Source organism: Acidiphilium sp. C61, assembly GCF_905116885.1.
Taxonomy (GTDB): Bacteria; Pseudomonadota; Alphaproteobacteria; order Acetobacterales; family Acetobacteraceae; genus Acidiphilium.
Genome location: NZ_CAJHNI010000005.1, coordinates 1,791,845 through 1,810,687, shown reverse-complemented (window position 1 = coordinate 1,810,687; position 18,843 = coordinate 1,791,845). Strand labels below are relative to the sequence as shown.

24 protein-coding genes are annotated in these 18,843 nt (G+C 69.0%); 2 read left to right on the top strand and 22 right to left on the bottom strand.

All coding sequences use genetic code 11. The features are described 5' to 3' along the window. Nucleotides 1-17: 17 nt before the first annotated feature. The 20 genes from HUW10_RS11345 to HUW10_RS11250 form a co-directional block, all read right to left on the bottom strand. A complete protein-coding gene (locus HUW10_RS11345) occupies nt 18-386 on the bottom strand; it encodes a hypothetical protein (protein WP_174503602.1) in 369 nt (122 codons plus the stop codon). Then, a complete protein-coding gene (locus HUW10_RS11340) occupies nt 386-934 on the bottom strand; it encodes a phage baseplate assembly protein V (protein WP_174503601.1) in 549 nt (182 codons plus the stop codon). Before HUW10_RS11340 ends, HUW10_RS11345 begins: the two co-directional genes overlap by 1 nt. Then, nucleotides 931-1,911 carry a hypothetical protein gene (locus HUW10_RS11335; RefSeq protein ID WP_236656348.1) on the bottom strand — a complete coding sequence of 327 codons (981 nt, stop codon included), beginning with the start codon at nt 1,909-1,911 and terminating at the stop codon, nt 931-933. Before HUW10_RS11335 ends, HUW10_RS11340 begins: the two co-directional genes overlap by 4 nt. Beyond that, nucleotides 1,904-2,104 carry a hypothetical protein gene (locus HUW10_RS11330; protein ID WP_174503600.1) on the bottom strand — a complete coding sequence of 67 codons (201 nt, stop codon included), beginning with the start codon at nt 2,102-2,104 and terminating at the stop codon, nt 1,904-1,906. Before HUW10_RS11330 ends, HUW10_RS11335 begins: the two co-directional genes overlap by 8 nt. After that, on the bottom strand, nt 2,101-2,787 hold the full coding sequence (locus HUW10_RS11325; RefSeq protein ID WP_174503599.1) for a hypothetical protein: 687 nt from the start codon (nt 2,785-2,787) through the stop codon (nt 2,101-2,103). The genes HUW10_RS11330 and HUW10_RS11325 overlap by 4 nt, the downstream gene beginning before the upstream one ends. A gap of 16 nt (nt 2,788-2,803) precedes the next feature. Beyond that, complete coding sequence (locus tag HUW10_RS11320) at nt 2,804-3,673, bottom strand: hypothetical protein (protein WP_174503598.1); 870 nt, start codon at nt 3,671-3,673, stop codon at nt 2,804-2,806. Between the two features lie 163 nt (nt 3,674-3,836). Then, entirely contained in the window at nt 3,837-4,142 is a 306-nt protein-coding gene (locus HUW10_RS11315) for a hypothetical protein (protein WP_174503597.1), read from the bottom strand. Next, nucleotides 4,139-4,567, bottom strand: coding sequence for a hypothetical protein (locus HUW10_RS11310; protein WP_174503596.1), 429 nt, complete (start codon nt 4,565-4,567; stop codon nt 4,139-4,141). Before HUW10_RS11310 ends, HUW10_RS11315 begins: the two co-directional genes overlap by 4 nt. An 8-nt stretch (nt 4,568-4,575) precedes the next feature. Further along, nucleotides 4,576-6,132, bottom strand: a complete 1,557-nt coding sequence (locus HUW10_RS11305) for a phage tail protein (protein WP_174503595.1) — start codon at nt 6,130-6,132, stop codon at nt 4,576-4,578. 3 nt (nt 6,133-6,135) lie between these two features. Then, a complete protein-coding gene (locus tag HUW10_RS11300) occupies nt 6,136-6,273 on the bottom strand; it encodes a hypothetical protein (RefSeq protein ID WP_174503594.1) in 138 nt (45 codons plus the stop codon). Nucleotides 6,274-6,283: 10 nt separating this feature from the next. After that, the gene (locus HUW10_RS11295) at nt 6,284-7,129 is read right to left on the bottom strand and encodes a hypothetical protein (RefSeq protein ID WP_174503593.1); all 846 of its coding nucleotides are present in this window, start codon (nt 7,127-7,129) and stop codon (nt 6,284-6,286) included. After that, nucleotides 7,129-7,773 carry a hypothetical protein gene (locus HUW10_RS11290; protein ID WP_174503592.1) on the bottom strand — a complete coding sequence of 215 codons (645 nt, stop codon included), beginning with the start codon at nt 7,771-7,773 and terminating at the stop codon, nt 7,129-7,131. The genes HUW10_RS11295 and HUW10_RS11290 overlap by 1 nt, the downstream gene beginning before the upstream one ends. Before the next feature lie 7 nt (nt 7,774-7,780). Next, the gene (locus HUW10_RS11285) at nt 7,781-8,188 is read right to left on the bottom strand and encodes a hypothetical protein (protein ID WP_174503591.1); all 408 of its coding nucleotides are present in this window, start codon (nt 8,186-8,188) and stop codon (nt 7,781-7,783) included. Nucleotide 8,189: 1 nt separating this feature from the next. Beyond that, the gene (locus HUW10_RS11280) at nt 8,190-8,498 is read right to left on the bottom strand and encodes a hypothetical protein (RefSeq protein WP_174503590.1); all 309 of its coding nucleotides are present in this window, start codon (nt 8,496-8,498) and stop codon (nt 8,190-8,192) included. 13 nt (nt 8,499-8,511) lie between these two features. Further along, entirely contained in the window at nt 8,512-9,834 is a 1,323-nt protein-coding gene (locus tag HUW10_RS11275) for a DUF4043 domain-containing protein (protein ID WP_174503589.1), read from the bottom strand. 165 nt (nt 9,835-9,999) lie between these two features. Beyond that, nucleotides 10,000-10,425 (bottom strand): hypothetical protein, encoded by a 426-nt coding sequence (locus HUW10_RS11270; protein ID WP_174503588.1) that lies wholly within the window; start codon nt 10,423-10,425, stop codon nt 10,000-10,002. Beyond that, complete coding sequence (locus HUW10_RS11265) at nt 10,422-11,834, bottom strand: phage portal protein (protein WP_174503587.1); 1,413 nt, start codon at nt 11,832-11,834, stop codon at nt 10,422-10,424. Before HUW10_RS11265 ends, HUW10_RS11270 begins: the two co-directional genes overlap by 4 nt. A 4-nt stretch (nt 11,835-11,838) precedes the next feature. Continuing rightward, on the bottom strand, nt 11,839-13,164 hold the full coding sequence (gene terL / locus HUW10_RS11260; RefSeq protein WP_236656347.1) for a phage terminase large subunit: 1,326 nt from the start codon (nt 13,162-13,164) through the stop codon (nt 11,839-11,841). Between the two features lie 190 nt (nt 13,165-13,354). Further along, nucleotides 13,355-14,179: a hypothetical protein gene (locus tag HUW10_RS11255; RefSeq protein WP_174504849.1), complete on the bottom strand. Its 825-nt coding sequence runs from the start codon at nt 14,177-14,179 to the stop codon at nt 13,355-13,357. A gap of 141 nt (nt 14,180-14,320) precedes the next feature. Beyond that, on the bottom strand, nt 14,321-14,647 hold the full coding sequence (locus tag HUW10_RS11250; RefSeq protein WP_371808627.1) for an usg protein: 327 nt from the start codon (nt 14,645-14,647) through the stop codon (nt 14,321-14,323). Between the two features lie 217 nt (nt 14,648-14,864). Between HUW10_RS11250 and groES the strand changes: the two genes are divergently transcribed. Further along, on the top strand, nt 14,865-15,179 hold the full coding sequence (groES, locus tag HUW10_RS11245; protein ID WP_174503584.1) for a co-chaperone GroES: 315 nt from the start codon (nt 14,865-14,867) through the stop codon (nt 15,177-15,179). A gap of 44 nt (nt 15,180-15,223) precedes the next feature. After that, nucleotides 15,224-16,873 (top strand): chaperonin GroEL, encoded by a 1,650-nt coding sequence (groL, locus tag HUW10_RS11240; RefSeq protein ID WP_174503583.1) that lies wholly within the window; start codon nt 15,224-15,226, stop codon nt 16,871-16,873. Between the two features lie 129 nt (nt 16,874-17,002). Here groL and HUW10_RS11235 read toward each other — a convergent pair whose 3' ends face one another. Continuing rightward, nucleotides 17,003-18,151, bottom strand: a complete 1,149-nt coding sequence (locus HUW10_RS11235; RefSeq protein WP_174503582.1) for an MFS transporter — start codon at nt 18,149-18,151, stop codon at nt 17,003-17,005. Nucleotides 18,152-18,223: 72 nt separating this feature from the next. After that, nucleotides 18,224-18,748: a DUF2244 domain-containing protein gene (locus HUW10_RS11230; protein WP_174503581.1), complete on the bottom strand. Its 525-nt coding sequence runs from the start codon at nt 18,746-18,748 to the stop codon at nt 18,224-18,226. Between the last annotated feature and the right edge of the window lie 95 nt (nt 18,749-18,843).

Sequence of the window (18,843 nt, the reverse complement as noted above, 5' to 3'; positions counted from 1 at the left end):
GGAATTCCCTGTGCTGATCAGACCGGACCCGGCAGCGCCAGCACGCGCGCCCGTCCCGTCGCGGCATCCTGATAGGCGATGGTCATCGTCAGCCCGCCCGGATTGCCCTGGCTGACCGTGATCTGCGGCGGCGGCGCGCTCGCCACCCGCGCCTCGCGGCGCAGCTGCGCCCGCGCCAGCGCGCCGGCAGAAGCAGCCGGCCCCGCCGCGCCGACGAACTGGCCGAGCCCGGCGCCATAGGAAAGCTGCCAGAGATACCCGCCGGGATTGGTCAGCAGCCGCCGCAGCACACGCTGCTCGGTCAGCGCCGCCGCCCCGGCCAGCGCGAGGTCGCCTTCATTGCCAAAGGCGAGATCGCCGCCGAATGTCAGTGCGAGATCCGCCATCACACCACCGCCGAAGTCGTGCCGGTCGACCCGCCCTGCGGATCGGGATGGGTGTGACCGTCATAAGCCTGCCGCAGCGTGTCGAGACTGCCATGCGTCCCGCTTCGGTCCGAAACCTCGCCGCTCACCATCAGATCCCCCTCGATCGAAACCGTCCCGGCTTTCATCGCGATCGTCCCGTCATTGCGCAGCCGCAGGAACGAGCCGCTCTGATGCACGAGCCACAGCTCGCCCACCGCGGCCTGCGGCGCCGGATCGCGGTCCGACCACAGCCGGCCGAGCACCACCGCCTGTTCGGCATCGCCCTCCTGCCCGAGCACCAGAACCTGGTCCCCCGGCGACAGCGGCGCCGCCATACCCCAGCCGGCGCCGACCCATCCGGCCAGCACCGGCAGCCAGCCCGAGAGCACGCCCTCCGGCTGCAACGTCACCCGCGCCGCGTAGGCGGCCGGATCGAAGCTCGCGACCACCGCGAACCGCGCCTGCGCCGAAAGCCCGTCGAGCGCCGCCGCCCGGCCTTTCACCGCGTTCCAGAAATGCTCCATCATGCCGCCCGCATCGCCTCGAAATGTTGCAAGAACCCGATCCGCCCGTCGATCACCCGCTCCACGCTCCGCACCACATACGCGCCATCGAGCGCGGTCTGCGTCCCTTGCAGCAGGATCCCCGTCCCCGGCATCATCGCCGTCTCGCCCGGCATGCTCGCCTGCAACCGCACCGCCTGCGCGGCCAGCGCCGCCTGCGCCGCCTGCGCGACCCGCTCTGCCTCGCCCTGGGTCAGGTTGGGACGGATCAGCGTCGTCCCGCCGGAACTGCCGGCGCTCGAATTGAACGCCGCCTTGCTCTTCGGGTTCCAGCTCCGCACCGTCACTTTCGGGCTCGCCAGCGCCAGCGCGCTGTCACAACCCAGCGTCAGCAGGTCCCGCCCATAGGTCAGCAGCATCGGCGCGCCGGCCGGCGGCGGCGCGAAATTCAGCGTCGTCCCCGTCACCGAAAGGCCGAACTGTTCGCGCGCCGCCAGCGCGGCCAGCAGATCCCACCGCGTCGCGTGCCGCGAATGCAGGCCGAGCCCGGTCTGCGCGTGCGCCAGCTCGTAATACTGGCCGATCCGCGTCGTCGTCGCGTCCACGTTCGCGGCAAGCCCCGCCTGGCCGGCAAACGCCGTCGCGACCTCGCTGGCCGTCAGGTTCGAGAAGGTCTGGTCCACCTCGGCATCGATCAGCCGCGCGGCCAGATCCCGGCCGCTCAGGATGGCGGCGCCGAGATCGAACCGGATCGCGACATTGTCCACCTGGCCGGTGACCAGCGCCGTCCCGCTGCCGATGCCGGCGGTCACCACCCCGCCCTGCAATGCCGCGAACCAGGCCGCGCCGCCCGGCACCGCGCCGAGCGCGAATTCGAGGGAAAAACACGCCGCCTCGAACGCGCCCGGCTGGCGAATTTCCAGCCGCTCCAGCCCCGGCAGCGGTGCGCCGTCGAGCGTCGCGAACGGGGCGATCGCCCGCACCATCACAGCCTCAGACACGCGGCACCCCGCCACCCGCATTCGGGTCAACCGGCGGCAGCACCAGCGTCACCAGCCCGACCAGCGCAGGGTCGGACAGCCCGTTGAGCTGCGCGATGCGGATCCACTGCGTCGCATCGCCCAGATGCCGCGCCGCGATCTCACAGAGATTGCCACCCGCGACCGTGATCGTGATCGTCGTTGTCCCGCTCATGCCGCCCCCCATGAAGCGTTGCCGGCGGCGCGGCCGAGATAGGCGGCTGCCCCGCCCAGCGCTGCGAGCGACAGGCTCGCCGTCCCCATCGCCTGCAACGCCCGCGTTGCCGCCGAGGCGCCTGCGCTCGCGCCGAACCCGCCCTGCGCCGCCGCCAAACCGGTCTCCGCCGCACGCAGCGCGCCGCCCACAATCCCCTGCGCCGTGGCGATGCTGCCGGGCGCCGTCACCGCGACCGGGCCGAGCGACAGCCCCGCCAGCCCGGCCAGGCCACCGGCGCTGACAAGGTCGAGCCCCGCCTGCGCCAGCGCGTCCGGCACCGCCGTCACCAGGTTCTGCGCCTCGACCAGCTCGATCGAGAACGGAATCCACCAGGGTTTTTCGTAAACCGCGACAAAATCCGCGATCACCACCTCAAAGGCGAAGCCGCTCCAGGCCAGCGGCAGGGTCGCCCCCGCCCGCCGGGCCACATCGAGCAGCTGCGCCCGCGCCTCGGCATCGGGGCCGGAGAAGGTGCCGGCGAAACGGATGATCCCCGCCGCCGCCCCGAGCGTGTCGATCACGCGGCCGCCGCCCACCAGTTCATGCACCGCCAACCGCTGGCTGCCGCCGAACTCGATCGTCTGCGGCACCTCGAAATCCCGGAAGGCAACGCCGCCCAGCGTCACCGTGATAGCCGCCATCTTCCGCCTCCCGCTTTCAGAATCCCGGCTTGCGGCCCGGGAACACCGGCGACAGGCGCGCGTCGAACCCGGTCACGCCCGAAGGCGGCCGCCGCGCCTCGTCGCCGAACAGCCCGCCGAGCCAGCGGCCGAGATCCATTCGCTCCGGCGCCGCGAACCGTGCCGCTGGCCGCGCCGGCGCCGTAGCCGCAGCCAGCCCCGCCGCCTCGGAACGGATCGCCCGCCCGGACACGACCGGCGCTACCGGCCGCGCCGACGATGCGGCCGACCCACGCGCCCCATGCGAGGCGCGCAGCCCGGAACGGCCCAGCACCATTTGCGGCGCCACCTTCCGGCCCGCCGCAGCCGCGATACCTGGATTACCTGCGCGCAGGGGCTTGCGGACCAGCGGCACACCATGCGCCACCGGCCGCCTCGACCATCCCGCCGGAACCCGATGCGCGGACAGTTGCACACCCGCCGGCCGGATCTCCGGCCCCAAGACATGCATCAACCGCCGCCCCGACGATCCCGCCGACACCCGATGCGTGGACAGCCGCGCGCCCACCGGCCGGATCTCCGGCCCCAAGCCATGCGCCACACGCTGCCCCGCCAGGGCCATGCCCCGCAGGCTGGCGCGCGGCGAGGAATGATGACGCGCATGCCATGCGCGCCGCATCCGTTCGGTCGAACGCCGTGCGGCATGATGCCACCCACCCCGCAACATCGCGGCCGTACCGTCCCGAGGACGATTTGTCGGGAACGCCCCCGGCGCCTCATGCAGCACGGACATCACCGCGCGGCGCATCGTCCGCGCCACCGACGGCAGCCGCCGTGGCGCGATCCGCCCGAGCCCGCTCCGGCCAAGCCGGGCGAACCGCGCCCCGGCACCGTCGCGCCATGTCATTCCTGCACCCACGCCATCGCCTTCCAGTCGAATGTCAGCCCGTCCAGCTCCCCGCACGCGACGACGAACGCGATCCGCTCCGCCTCGCCGAGCGTGAAGGCCACCTCGAACGGCACCCCGCGCCCGACCAGGTAGAGACAGTCGATCAGCGCGGGGTGCCGGCTCAGTTTCCCGCGAGCGCCCTCACCGTGCCGGCATCTTCCGGCTGCAACGCCGCCGCCGCCGCCTCGATGCCCGCCTCGCCCAGCCGCTCCACGGCGTTTTCAACCGCCGCCTCGCTCGCCGGAAACGGCAGCGGCACACCATCGATCGCGCCGACCGACGCCGCCAGCGAGGCGACGCCGAGATACGCCTCGTTCATCGACAGTTCCGGCCCGAGCGCCTTGAACAGGCGCAGCCGATCGAGCATCGTCAGCGGCCGCAGCGCGAGCAACCGCCCGCGCGCGTCCTCCACCTCCGCCCCGCTCATACGCGCCTGCGCGTCGAGGCGAAGAAGTCGAGCTTCTGCGCCACCGGCATGTCACCGCGATACACGCCCGCCGAGCCGAGCTTGAACACGACCCCGTCGAACTGGTAGGTCGAGGTCGATCCGTCAGTTTCATTCACATATTGATAGAGCGTTCCCGGCGGAATCGCCTGCCCCGACAGATAGGCCTGCTCGATCTGCGCCATGAAATCATCGGTCGCCGAGCTGCCGCGATCGAGCAGGAAACTTCCCTGCCAGCCCTTCGGCAGTTCGGCGCCGAGCTGCACCCCGTCGAGCCGGTCGACGCGCACGCTCTGCGTCACCTGGCTCACCTCGAATCCGGTCACATGGGCAAGATCGACCCGCCCGAACGGACCCATGACGACGATCTGGCAATCATTGCCAACGGTAAACGTGTTATATGGCATCTGCTACCTCACACCGTGCCCTGGGGCAGGGTCTGCTGGCTGACCTGCACGGTCTGCCCGCCCTCGACATTGACGATGAACCGCTCGTTGATCGCCTGGTACTGCACCTGCACATCCGCCTGCACATAGCCAAGCCCGGTGCGGGCCGGCGGGTTGTTCGACGCATCGCACACCACGGCGAAGGGCAAGGCCCCGTTGGTGGTCCCGAGCATGCCCTGGCCGAGCATGGTGTTCAGGAAGGCCAGCAGCGTGCCGCGGATGCGGCGGAACAGCGTCTCGTTCACCAGCTGGCCGACATACTGGCCCATCCCCGCCGACAGGGTCGCGGCGATGTAGTTGGTCATACGGGTATAGTTATCGCCGTTGGTCGCACTGTCGGACGAGGCGTTGAACCCGCCCCGCACGCCCCAGAACGCCCCGCCCGGCTGCGGATTGGCGATCACGTCGATCCCGGCCGACATCAACGCCGAAAGATCGGCCGAGGAATAGGTGCTGGTGGTGCCCGTTACGGCGCGCCCCGATTTCTGGCTGCCGACGACGCCGTAGAGCGGCTTGTTCAGCGCGCTCTGCTCCGGCGAGAGATTGGCAAGCCGCCCGGCCGCAAAGCTCTGCGGCGAGACCAGGCGAGTCAATCCGTTGGCCTGATCGTACCACCAGATCCAGTCGCCGAACATCACCTTGGCGGCATAGGAATCGATCCCCGCCGCCTGTTTCGCCGCAACGGCGCCGGCAATCGTGTCACCCGGTGGCCCGGCGAGGATCATGTAGCAGCCTTCCTCGAGGCCGAAGGCAACGGTCGGGCTCCACTGCGTCGTATCGTCGAGATCGGCCAGCACCGCGATCCCGCAGCCCTGCCCGCGCAGCGCATACATCCCGCTCCGCGGCAGCGTGTCCTGCCCCACCAGCGACGCCGCGGTGAGCCCGCTGGCGCCGTCGCTGCCCGGCGTGCCGGCCGAGAACGGATAGATCCCGGCGACCGGCGGAAACGCCGACGTGCCGGCACTCGCGACCACCAGCTCCGAAGCGCCGCGCAGCGGCCCCGTTCCGGCATTGACCGCATTCGCCGCCGCCTGCCAGAACGCCGCCCCGATGCCGGCGATATTGTCGAACACCTCCGGCGTGCGCCCCGGCAGCGCCACCGTCAGCCGCCAGCTATTCGCCGCCGCCCCCGCCGAAACCGTCACCGTGATCGCATTGCCGAGCGATCCGGTATACAGCGCCGTCAGCGTCAGCGCGCCGAGAATGGACACCGAGGCCGCGGTGTCGGTGCCGTCGCTCACCCGCACGCAGCGGAAATTCGACGCCCCCTGCTGCACCGCCACCGCCACTGCCGTGCCCATGTCGTATTGCCGCGCCATCACCGGCCCGAAGGATGCGGCATACTCGCCCATCGAGCCGACGATCATCGGCTCGCCTGTAGCCCCCCAGGATGCCGAGCCGACCACGCCGAGCACATCCGTCGGCACGCCGTTGAGCAGCAGCGTCTGCGGCGGCACGATCTGCACATAGAGGTCGGGAACGATCAGCGCCGTCGTGTTCAGCGCGCCTGCCTGCGAAATCGGCATGCCTCAGCCCTCCGCCACGACCCGCACGACCGACCCGGCCTGGGCGGACGCCAGCACTGCGGCGATCTTCGCCTCGTCGGCAATCGTGTCGCCCCGCCGGAAGCCCTCGAACGGCTTCACCACCACCAGTTTGATCTTCATCGTCTCTCCTTCAGCCGGTCATGCCGGCGATGAACGCGCCGTCCGCCGCGATCCCGCCGACCCCGAACAGCATGGCCGGCGTCGTCATCGCCTCGGTGGTCGGATATTCGGCGTCGTAAATGAGGTCCCGCCGGTACAGCCCGGCATCGATCGACTTGTCCGTGGTCTCGGCGCCGACAAAGCGCAGCCGTGCCGCCGCGCCATCGGCGAGGCCGATGAACTGCGGCGCCGCCAGCGCGGGATCGATCACCGCCGCCGCCGCATCCCGCGTCAGCGGGTCCGGGCACCACAGCGAAATTCGGAACGGCTGCACCTGGCGCTTGATCTCCCGCAGCGCGACGCCCCCGGCCACGACGCGGGCGATCATCCCGCGCGCGGCCGGCACGCTCAGCGTCGTCCCCGCGTAAGTCACCAGCCATCCCGCCGCGCGCAGCAGGGCGGCGAGGTTGCTGGCCACGCTCGCCGGGGTGTCGCGCGCCTGCACCGCATAAGGAAATATCGCGCCATCGACGGCGATGCCGGCGAGCTGCCCCGCCGCACACTGCCCCGCGAAGGTCGCCGCCCCCGCCGCGACGCTGACCGACAGCGTCGCCGGCACCGGTGCAACCTCGATCCATTCGCGCGGATAGCGCGTCACGTTGCGCACACCCGAGGGCTCGGCAAACACGGTCGCGTGCATCGCGCCGCGCGCCAGATCCGCCTCCAGCGCCGGCGCGTTCGGCATGCCGCGATAGACCCGGCACGTCACCATCCCGTCAGGCCCCGCGATCGCCGATGCCGCCGCCGTTCCCCCCGGATAGGAAGCGGTCGCGATCAGCGAGACGATCGCGTTCTCGACATCCTGCTGCCCCGCCATCAGACGATGCTCGCCGAAAGCGTGAGCCGCCAGACGCCGCCGAACAGCTCCGCCTGGTCGATCACGAACTGCCGCCCGCGCGCATCGCGCACGATATCCGCGACCTCCGGCGAAAGCCCGTCCACCGCCGCAACCGCGGCGACATATCCCGGCGCGCGCGTATCATCCGGCAGCCCGGCCTCGCCATGCCTGCCGCCCCGCGCCGACAGCAGCGCCGCCGGAAATCCGGCCAGCACCCCCTGCGCCCCGGCGCCGAGAACCGCCCCATAGGGATTGATCCCCGGCACCGCCGGGGCCGCCGGCCGCCAGATCGACAGCGTCTCGTTGCAGCGCGCCGCCAGCGCCGGCGCCGGCGGTTCGTTGCCGACCACCAGAAACGTCCCGGCGGGTCCAACGACATAGTCGCCGCCGCGCACATAGGCCTGGTCGAGCACGAGTTGCCGGTAAGGCAGGCCGAGCGGTGCCGGCCCGCGCACCGAGCCCGAAACCGGCAGCACCAATACGCCCAGCCGCACCAGCCGGTTCGCTGCGACAATCGGGCACGCCCCGTCGCGCGGCCGGTAGGCATCGCAGATCAAGCCCGCCTTGCGTGCGGCCATGCCGCCGCCAAAGGCGATCCGGTCCGCCAGCCGCGTTCCATCCATGAAAACCTCAAACGATCAGGGTGATGCCATCCGACGAGCCGAGCGCCGGCCCCGGCGGCAGGCCGAGAAACCCGCACAACCGCCGCCGCCACTGGTCGAACAGCGCGGTGCGGTCGCGCACCTCGTTGGCATTGTGCTGCCAGCCCGCCGCCGCCTCGGTATCGAGATTGCCGCTCGCCTCCGGAATCGCCTCTTCCAGCGCGGCAAGGGTGGCGAGATGGTTCACGACCACCGCCACCTCCGCCGGCGCCAGGTTGTTCATCCGGTATTCGAGCGTGCCGTAGGCCTGGAAGAACCGCCAGGACTGGACTCCCGCCGCCCCGGCGCCATAGGCCGGATAGCCGCAGAACCGCCGCACATCGACCTTCTGCGCCTCGCTCAGCGTGCCGGGCGCGCTCGAAACACTGCCCGACATGTCAGTAGACCGAGCCGTCGCCGCGGGTGAAATAGACCGTGCCGGTGCCGGAGGCGAGCACGGCGCTCGCCTCGCTCACCAGCCGCCCGGCATCGATCAGCAACCGCCCGCCCGGCGGCAGCGGCGTATCGGCCGTGCTCGCCAGGCTCATCCCCGCGGTGCCGAGCCGCACGAACGCGACCGCGGCGGCAGCGTTATAGACGAGCAGGCTCGACCCGCCGCCGGCAAGCGCGGTCGAGGCCGCGCTGGTCGAGGCCGCAACCGCCGCAGTGCCCGATGGCCTGAAGGGAAGCGAGGATCCGATTGACATGTTCGCCCCCTCCTCAGCCGATATGCTCGATCATCACCGCGCGCTTGAAGTTGGAATTGGTCGCGGTCGGGACGGTATTCGGCGTCGTCGTGGTGTCGGACGGCGCACAGAACCCGCCGATCCAGTACCAGGACTGCGCGATGATCTGCTGCAGCCGGTCGATCGGCTCGCGCGTGACCATGGCGACACCGTCGATGATGTTCACCAGCGCGTCCTTCGGCGCGACATCCTCCGCGCCGATGCCGGCAAAATCCGCCTCGATCAGCGCGCCCTTGCCGCAGACGATCGGCCGGCGGATATACAGCCCCGCCAGCGTGGGGTGCGACTGCACATAGGCCTCGGTCGTGGTGATGAACCGCAACCCGAGGAAATCGTTGACCATGCCCTGGCGGAACACCGCATTGCTCGATGTCGCCCCCTGGAACAGCTGCCGGAAATCCGGGTCGGCGAAGAGCTGCCGCGCCGAAACCGGATCGAGATAGCAATTATACACACCATCGATTTCCGGCACCGCGTTCTGCCGCAGCGTCGCCACTGCATCGAGCAGGGCGGACATGGTCAGCGTGTTGGTCGCCTGCAGCGCGCTGGACGTCGCCGCCCCCTGCGGCCTGACGATCGCACTCGCCGTCGCCGCGCGCACCGCATTGCCGGCGGTGCCGTCGCTCACGCTGATATCGTTGGAAAACGTCAGGGTTCCCGAAATGCCGCCCGGTGCCGACGATGCGTTGTTGACATCCGGCGTCACGCCGATGAGCAGATACGTATTCGCCCCGACCGTCACCATCAGCGGATAACTGCCCGAAACCGCCGTCTGCACGCCGTTGACATACACCGTGGTGAAGCCACGGATATCATCCACCTCGATGCTCGGCGCGGCACTCGCCAGCGTGATGCTCACCCGCGTATTGCCGCCGAAATAGGGCGCGAACAGCGCGTTACGCGCCAGCTCGTCAAGGCTGCGGGCCGCCTGCTCGCCATTCGTCGCGGCATTCTGCAGGAATTGCGAGGCGATGCCGACCCGGCTGGTCACCATGTTCAGATCCTGCGTCGCCGCATAGAAATTCAGCGTCACGGTATATTGCTCGACACCCCAGCCCTGCGGCGTCAGCCCGTTGTCGAGATTGGTATTCGTCGCGGCGGCCAGCGGCGTGGTGACCGAGGGCTTCAGCCCGGCGCGGGTCTTGGTCAGCGTCTCGCCGATGCCGACGGCGAAGCTCTCGCGATCGGCCACCATCCGGTAGCCCAGCCGCGAGCGCAGTGCCTGCTCGAATTCGCGCTCGAGGAAGCCCTGCTGGATGATCGGCTGCAACGAGGCGGGAAAATTGGAAATACCCATGTCGTGTTCCTTCTAGATAACGCAATTCGCCGCACTCCGGCGCGCGGAGCACGGTTTTCTGACAACGAGTTAGTTCTTGAGTGCGGCCGGCTTGGAGCACGCGCCGATCAGATCACTCCATCCGATCGGATGATGCTACAGAGCACGTTCCGATCGGATGATGCTCTAGCCGCCGGCGCGGCGCAGCAATTCGGCGCGTGCCATGCGCCATTCGGCTTCGCTCAGCTCGGTCGCGTGGCGCGCCCGCGGCGGGTCCGCCCGCGGCACCGATGCCGTCGATGACGATGACGACGCGCCAAACAGCCAGGGCTTGTCCCGCCTCAGCTGCACCATCAGTGCAGCGGCATCCGGCGCCACACCCTCCTCGGCCGGCGCCATTGCCGCCGGATCGATCAGTCGCAACCCGTCAAGATCGATCATGCCCGCCTTCACCGCCTCGATCCTGAGTTCCGCCCGCCTGAGCCGCTCGGCGTGTTCGCGCCGCAGCGCCTCCATCGCCTGCTCGGCCATCATCGCCCTAGCCTGCCAGTCCTCCGGCGCCGCCGGCGGCTCGTCCGGCAGCCCCTCGTGCTCCGCGAATTCGTCGCTCATGCCTCGTTCCGTTCCTGTTGGTCCCCCTCATCGGCGATGCGCGCGAGTTCCGCCGCCGCATCCCCGATCACATGACTGGCGGCGAGACTCTTCACCGCCGTCTCGCGCGACATCTGGCCGACATTGACCAGCGTCGCGATCGCCTGCGCCTCCTTCAGCCGGTCATCGGCCGAGGCGGCATACCAGCGCGGCCAGCGCAGGCTCAGCCGCAGGTCGGGGTCGACCCGCGGCACCGTCCGGCCCATCACCTTCACGTCGAACCGCACCGCCGCCCGCAACGCCATCCGCAGCAGCGGCAGCAAGCCGCCCTCGCCATAGGCAATCCGCAGATTGTCGGCGAGCCAGATCAGCCCCTGGTTCATCAGCTCCAGCGCCCGGCCCGATTGCGGCGCCGTCAGCCGGTCGGCACTGGCGCGGTTGCCATGCACGCTCTCCAGCGCGAACTCGCGCAGCGTGCGCACGTAGTCGATCACCGCGGCCGAGGCCGTGCCGCCGATCTCCAGCAGCTTGGCATCGCCCTTTTCCGATACGATCAGCGCATTCCCCGCGCCCTTGACCATCTCGCGGTCGGTCGTCGCCGGCTCCTTGATCAGCAGCGTCGGATCGGAGGCATATTTCAGCCCGCGCCCCACCTGCGACAGCTGGTAGTCGATCTCGATGGACGTCTCGATCGCCGCGCTGAAGGTGCAGGCGCCATCCACCCCCTCGCCGCCCGGCAGGTTGCGGATCCAAACGATCGGCACGAAGCCTAGTCCATGCCGCACGCTCCGCGCCCGATCCGGCGCGGCCGGCAGTCCGGCACCCACCGGCACCGGCTCGAACCAGGTCTCCGCCTCCGAATCCCAGCGCCGCTGGAACCAGTAGGTCTGGGCCGGATCGATCCCCTCATAGCCCTGGCCGATCAGCTCCGCGCCCCGCACCTTGTAGAGCTCGGTCACCTGTTCCAGCGTGTCCGGCGCATCCTCCCGCCATCGCGGCGTGAGATACTGCGTCGCCATCACCGAACAGAAGAACCGCCCCTTCAGCACCCGGAGCAAAATCGCCACCGAGCCCACCGAACCGCGCAGCGCCGCGTCGATCATCACCTCGTTCAGCCGGCACTCGCCCAGAAGGTCGGCCAGCAGCGCCTCGATCGCAGGCTCCGCGCATTCGACGGCGGGAAAATGCCCCGCACTGAACAGCAGCGAAACCGAATCCTCCACCACGATCCGGCACAGCCCGTACCGCACCGAGGGCCGGCGTGCCCGCAGCGGCACATACTCGCCCGCCCCGTTGCGCTCCTCCTGGAACGCATAGGGCAGCGCGTCATAGATCGTCCCCTCCAGCACCCGGTGATAGATCTCCAGCCGCCGCGCCCGCGGCGCGAGGTGCGGATCGGCCGGAATCGTCTGGCAGATCGTCTCGAACATGAATTCAGCGCCCCATCACAGAAATCTTCGTCATCCGCGCCGCCGCCGGCGCCTGCCCGAGCGTCGCCTCGGCCCGCGCCAGCGCATCCACCTGGTCGTCCTTCTCGCCGCTGGGAAAAATCCGCAGCTCGGCCACGAAGGCATCGGTCCAGTCGGCGCGCAGCACCCGCGTCTTGCCGGCGCCGATCCGCGCCGCCGCCGGCAAGGCCCGCGTCTGTTTCGATCCGGATTCCGGGCTGGCAATCACCGTGAACCCGTCCAGCACCCGCCGCAGATGCGCCACCTGCGCCACACCAGCCTGCCCCGGGTCCTGCGGCAGCGCGATCGTTGTGCCCGGCCCGTCCGCCTCGGCGGTCGCCCGCAGCAAGGTCTCGACCGCGGCCGGCCCCGCCCGCACCCGCACCACATCGAGCACGACATGCGTGCCATCGGCGACCAGTCCGAGCTTCAGCCCCACGGTCCAGTCCGGGTTGCCGCCGGCAGATGCCGCCGTGGCCGCCAGGTCCCAGGCGCGCACGGCGCGCAGGACCGACGGCGCCGCATCGGCGAAGCCGATCCGCTCAAGCTCGAACAGCGTCCCGCCATCGCGCATCGGCCGCTGCTGGTAGAGTGCCGCGAACACGCGCTCGCCCACCGTCGCCCGCCGGCGCGCGATCTCGTGCTCATCCTCCCAGTCAGGCCAGAGCGCCTCGCCCGGCATCCGTCCGAGCGGATCGTCGGCCTCCGCCAGCGCGGGCAGCCGCAGCACCGTCCAGCCGCCATCCCGGGCCATCAGCCGCCCGGCGAGATCGTCCTCATGCCAGCGGGTCATCACCAGCACGACCCGCCCGCCCGGCTTCAGCCGCGAGAGCAATTCGGCGCGATACCAGTCATACAGCGCATCCCGCGCCGCCCGGCTGTCCGCCTCGGCCCAGGATTTCACCGGATCGTCGATCAGGATCAGATCCGCCCGCCGCCCGGTGATCGGCCCGCGCACCCCGGCTGCGAAATATTGTGCGCCACCTTGCAGCGAAAACCGCCCCGCCGCCCGATTGGCCGGATCGAGACGCAGGTCGAACCCGTCGCCCTGCTCGCTGATCAGCATGCGCAGGCGGCGGCCGAAATGCCCGGCGAGCGACGCCGTGTGGCACGCCGCGATCACCTCGCTCTCCGCATGGCGGGTGAACCAGAATGCTGGAAACAATACCGAAGCGTAGGTCGATTTCGCGGCCCCCGGCGGCATCTGCACCATCAGCCGGTCCACCTCGCCGCTGGTGACGCGCTCCAGCACGTCGATCAGCGCAAGGTGATGCCGCTCCGGCCGCTGCCCGCGCGGCGCCAGCATCGTCATGCAGAATTGCCGGAACTCCGAAGCCGGTTCCGGTCCTGCATCTGTCCCGCCACAGCGCCTCATCCACCGCGCCGCGCACAGAACCGCATCATGACGGCAGGGATAGCCCAAAGCGGGGCGGGTGGGAAAGAAGAAAAAACTCTATGTTAGAATTTTTTGTGGCCAGTACATTCGCGGCGCTGGCGCCGGCTCACCGGAAGCCGAACGTCACACCCATTTCGCCGCGGGCGGCAAAGGTTCCACTCGTCGGCTCGTAGACCCCGTTGGCGGGTTTCGTCCCGGCATAGTTGAAATGCCGCATCTCCAGCCCGGCGAAGGCGTGCCAGACATCGTCGAGCCGCCAGTCCGCGCCCAGCCTCACTTCCTCCTCGCCGCTGGCGCCGAACCCGCCCGAAAGGCCGAGCGCCGGGGTTGAAACCCCGCCGCCCAGCACGGCCAGGCCCTCGGCCGCCGCCGAGAGCACGAGCCGCCCCGAGGCCGCGTAGTCGAGTTTCGCGCCAACCCCCGCCAGCACCGCGTGATAGAAACTGCCATACCCGCCGCTGCCGCCAATATTGCGCGACCAGCTCTGATACCCGAGCGCGACGAAGGGGATCACGCTCGTCGCCCGGCCCAGCGGCACCGCGGTGCCAAGCTGCACCTCGACATGATTGAACCGCGCGCTGTCCGACTGGTCATAGGGTCGCGGCACGCCGGCGCCACCCTGGAGATATCCCTGATATCCGAGCGCCCCGCCCGAGAAATCATACACGACGCCGGTATAGATATCGGGCAGCCCGAACGCCGGCCCGAGCCGCGAGACTCCGGCGCTGAACCCGGGCAGCACGCCGCTTTCCCGATCGATCCCGCCACTCTCGCGATAGGTATATCCGCTCGCCGTCACCCCGAGCGAGATCCTGGTCTCGCTCGCCACGATCGCCGGGTTCACCCCGTCGGCGCGGGCAGCGACGACCGACGACGCAACGCCCAGCGCCACACCCAGAACGAGAAGAAATTGTCGCGTCACGCCCGCCATCACAGTCACCCTTGCGCCACGCATGTTATCGCATGGATGACTGAACGTATCCTTAACCGCACCGCAGGGCTGCAATTCCGGTAATTGTGTTACCTCGGCGCCACGCTCGCCGCAGTCCGCCGCGCGGCGCGCACCTGCCCCTCAGTGAAGCTGGAACATATGCGGGCTGCGCATCTCCCCGGGCGTGATCAGCGCGGCGGTGCCCACCCGCACCGAATGCAGCCTGCCCTCGATCTGCCGGCTCCAGAAATCGAGGAACTGGTGCAGCACCGGATAGCGCGGCGCGATATCGAGGTCCTGCCAAACGTAACTCTGCAGAACGCCCGGATGGTCGGGCAGGTGGTAGAGAATCTCCGCGGTTGTCAGCCGGTATCCCTCGAGCTGTCGGCTCATCATCATGGTCTGTCTCCGTCGCGCTGTCATTGGCGGGCCGTGGCAGTCCGCTCCTCCAGACCATGACGATGCCATGACAGCCCCGGGGTTTGGCAAGAAAAATATTTCTTATCAATACTTTAGCACTCATCATGGGCAAGTGCTGCCGGGCTTGACATCCTCCGCCCGTAACCCTATCCCTTTGGCACTCTCCCGGAGAGAGTGCTAGCAAGCATCCGGTGCCTATCGAAAGGGCCGGCGCTGCTGAGCCCGATACTGTTGCAACAGACTTCTGAAGTCAGGAGCGAGCCACATGAAATTCCGTCCCCTGCACGACCGGGTGGTCGTTCGCCGGCTGAATGCCGAGGAAAAGACCGCCGGCGGCATCATCATCCCCGACACCGCCAAGGAAAAGCCGATGGAAGGCGAAGTCATCGCCGTCGGCCCGGGCGCCCGTAACGAGACCGGCGCCATCGTCGCGCTCGACGTCAAGGCCGGCGACCGCATCCTGTTCGGCAAGTGGTCGGGCACCGAGGTCAAGATCGACGGTGAAGAGCTGCTGATCATGAAGGAATCCGACATCATGGGCATCATCGAGGGTACGGCTTCCAAGAAGAAGGCCGCCTGATCACCCCCGGTTTCCCCTCCGATATCGTATAAAGGAAGTTACTCATGGCTGCTAAAGACGTCCGTTTCGGGGCCGACGCCCGCGAGCGCCTCATTCGCGGTGTCGACCTCCTCGCCAACGCGGTGAAGGTCACCCTCGGCCCCAAGGGCCGCAACGTCGTCATCGAGAAGAGCTTCGGTTCGCCCCGCATCACCAAGGACGGTGTGACGGTCGCGAAGGAAATCGAACTCGCCGACAAGTTCGAGAACATGGGCGCGCAGATGGTGCGCGAAGTGGCCTCGAAGACCAACGACCTCGCCGGTGACGGCACCACCACCGCGACCGTCCTCGCCCAGGCGATCGTCCGCGAGGGTGCGAAGGCGGTTGCCGCCGGCATGAACCCGATGGATCTGAAGCGCGGCATCGACAAGGCGGTCAGCGCCATCGTCGAAGAGCTCAAGAAGCGCACGAAGAAGATCACGACCCCGAGCGAAACCGCCCAGGTCGGCACCATCTCCGCCAACGGCGAAGCCGAGATCGGCAAGATGATCTCCGAGGCGATGCAGAAGGTCGGCAACGAGGGCGTCATCACGGTCGAGGAAGCCAAGGGCATCCAGACCGAACTCGACGTCGTCGAAGGCATGCAGTTCGACCGTGGCTACGTCTCGCCCTACTTCATCACCAACCCGGAAAAGATGGTCGCGGATCTCGACAGCCCGTACATCCTGATCCACGAGAAGAAGCTCTCCGGCCTGCAGCCGATGCTGCCGCTGCTCGAGAGCATCGTCCAGTCCGGCAAGCCGCTGCTGATCATCGCCGAGGACGTCGAGGGCGAGGCGCTGGCCACCCTGGTCGTCAACAAGCTGCGTGGCGGCCTCAAGATCGCCGCCGTCAAGGCGCCCGGCTTCGGTGACCGCCGCAAGGCCATGCTGGAAGACCTCGCGATCCTCACCGGTGGCCAGGTCATCAGCGAAGATCTCGGCATCAAGCTCGAGACCGTGACGCTGAACATGCTCGGCCGCGCGAAGAAGGTGCTGATCGAGAAGGAAAACACCACGATCGTCGAAGGTGCCGGCAAGAAGTCCGACATCACCGGCCGCTGCAACCAGATCCGCGCGCAGATCGAGGAGACCACCTCGGACTACGACCGCGAGAAGCTGCAGGAGCGTCTGGCGAAACTGGCTGGCGGCGTTGCCGTCATCCGCGTCGGCGGCGCCTCGGAGACCGAGGTGAAGGAGCGCAAGGACCGTGTGGACGACGCGCTGCACGCGACCCGCGCCGCCGTCGAGGAAGGCATCGTCCCGGGTGGCGGCGTGGCCCTCGCCCGCGCCTCGCTCGCGATCAACAAGCTCAAGGCCGATAACGACGACCAGCGCTTCGGCATCGACATCATCCGCAAGGCGTTGCTCGCGCCGATGCGCCAGATTGCCGAGAACGCCGGTGAAGACGGCGCCGTGATCTCCGGCAAGGTGCTCGACAACGACGAGTACAGCTTCGGCTTCGATGCCCAGTCCGGCGAGTTCAAGGACATGGTGAAGGCCGGCATCATCGACCCGACCAAGGTCGTCCGCACCGCGCTGCAGGACGCCGCCTCGGTCGCCGGTCTGCTCATCACGACCGAAGCGATGGTCGCCGAGCGTCCGGAAAAGAAGGCCCCCGCCGGTGGCGATGGCGGAATGGGTGGCATGGGCGGCATGGGCGGCATGGATTTCTGATCCACCGCTCCAGGCTCCGGCCCGGAACAAGGAAAGCCGTGGGGGCAACCCCACGGCTTTTTCTATGGCACTTTTTCTATGGCACTCTCCGATCCTCTCGGACCGGATGCAGTGCCCTCGTCCCGCCATTCAGCCCCGCCGCCGCTCCAGCCCGAACGCCCAGGCCGCCACCGCCAGCCCCATCAGCGCGAGCGCAGCACCCAGCAGCGGCAGGCCGCGATACCCGATCCCCGCCCCCAGCGCCGCGCCGCCCAGCCACGCCCCGCCGGCATTGCCCAGATTGAACGCCCCCTGGTTGATGGTCGAAGCAAGATTCGGCGCATCCCGCGCATGATCGATCACCCGCGTCTGCAACGGCGAGACCAGGGTGAACACCGCCATCCCCCAGCCCGCCATCACCACCACGGCCACGAGGCCGAACGGCAGCACCGCCCGCAGCGCCACCAGCAGCACCGCGATCGTCGACAGCGTCGCGATGATCGTCCGCGCCGCCTGCCGGTCCGCAAGCCGCCCCCCGAGCAGCCCGCCCGCCGTCAGCCCGGCGCCGAACACCAGCAGCGCCACGCTCACCCAATGCGGCGACAGCCCGCCCACCCGTTCGAGCATCGGCGCGATATAGGTGAACACGCTGAACAGGCTCGCCGAGCTCAGCACCGCCATCAGCATGGCGAGCAGCACCTGCGAGCGTCCGAGAATCCGCACCTCGTTCAGCAGCCTGGCCGATCCGGCCCTCAGGTCGCGCGGCAGCAGCAGCGCGATCGCCGCCATCGCCACAAGGCCGATCACCGCCACGACCCAGAAGGTCGCCCGCCACCCCGCCGCCTGGCCGAGAATCGTGCCCGCCGGCACGCCAAGCACATTGGCGAGCGTGAGGCCGAGAAACACCAGCGCCACCGCCCGGGCCCGCTTCTCCCGCGGTGCCAGCTCCGCCGCGACGACCGAGCCGATCCCGAAGAACGCCCCGTGCGACAACGAGGTGACCACCCGCGCCGCCAGCATCGTGTCATAGCCCGGCGCCAACGCGCAAAGCGCGTTGCCCAGCACGAACACGCCCATCAGCCCGAGCAGCGCCGCCCGCCGCGGCCACCGCCCGACCAGCACCGCGAGGAACGGCGAGCCGAAGGTGACACCCAGCGCATAGGCGCTGACCAGGAACCCCGCGCGCGGGATCGAGACCGAGAAATCACGCGCGAGCTCTGGCACCAGCCCGACGATGACGAATTCGCTCGTGCCAATGGCGAAGCTCGCGACGATGAGCGCGAGTAAGGGGAGTTTCATGCCGGAATTCCGCGAAGAGAGAGCCGCAATGAACACGCCGCCGGCGCCGGCGGCAACGCCCCCCGGCGGAACTCAGCCCCGTGTCTGCGGGTTGTCGAACCGCGGCGAGCGCATCCGCTGGATCGCCTCGCGCAGCGCGCCGGCCAGATCCCGCCGCGCCGCATCCCCGAGCGCAAGCCCGACGATGTGGCGCGCCTCGCGGTTCGCGACCCAGACGAGCGGATTGCTTCCCGGCTGCTCCTCGATCTCGACGCGCAGCCATCCCGGCGCCAGCCGCACCTCGCTCCGCCGGCCGCCAGGCGTGGTCCTGGTGATGGTCAGCGCCTCGTCGGTCAGCACGATCGCCTCCGATGCCTTCGCCGCCCGCATGTTCATCGCATAAAGCGTGACCGCCAGCAGCAGATCCGCGCCGTTGAACCCGATCACCATGACCGCGCCGAGCCGCCACATCAGGCTGGTCACCAGCAGCGAGCCGACCGCCATCAGTCCGAACACGACAAACATGCCCCGCCGGCTCATGCTCCGGTGCGGCGTCAGCATCGCCTGGAAGATCAGCCGCCCTGGCGGCGCCACGGCCGTGCTCGCGATATCGGACATCACCCTATCTTCGCATCGAATCCAGGTTCCGCAAGCGCCCGAGCTTGCCAAATTCCCGTCCGAACCGCACTAATCGCCGATGCCGTCCGAAGAAG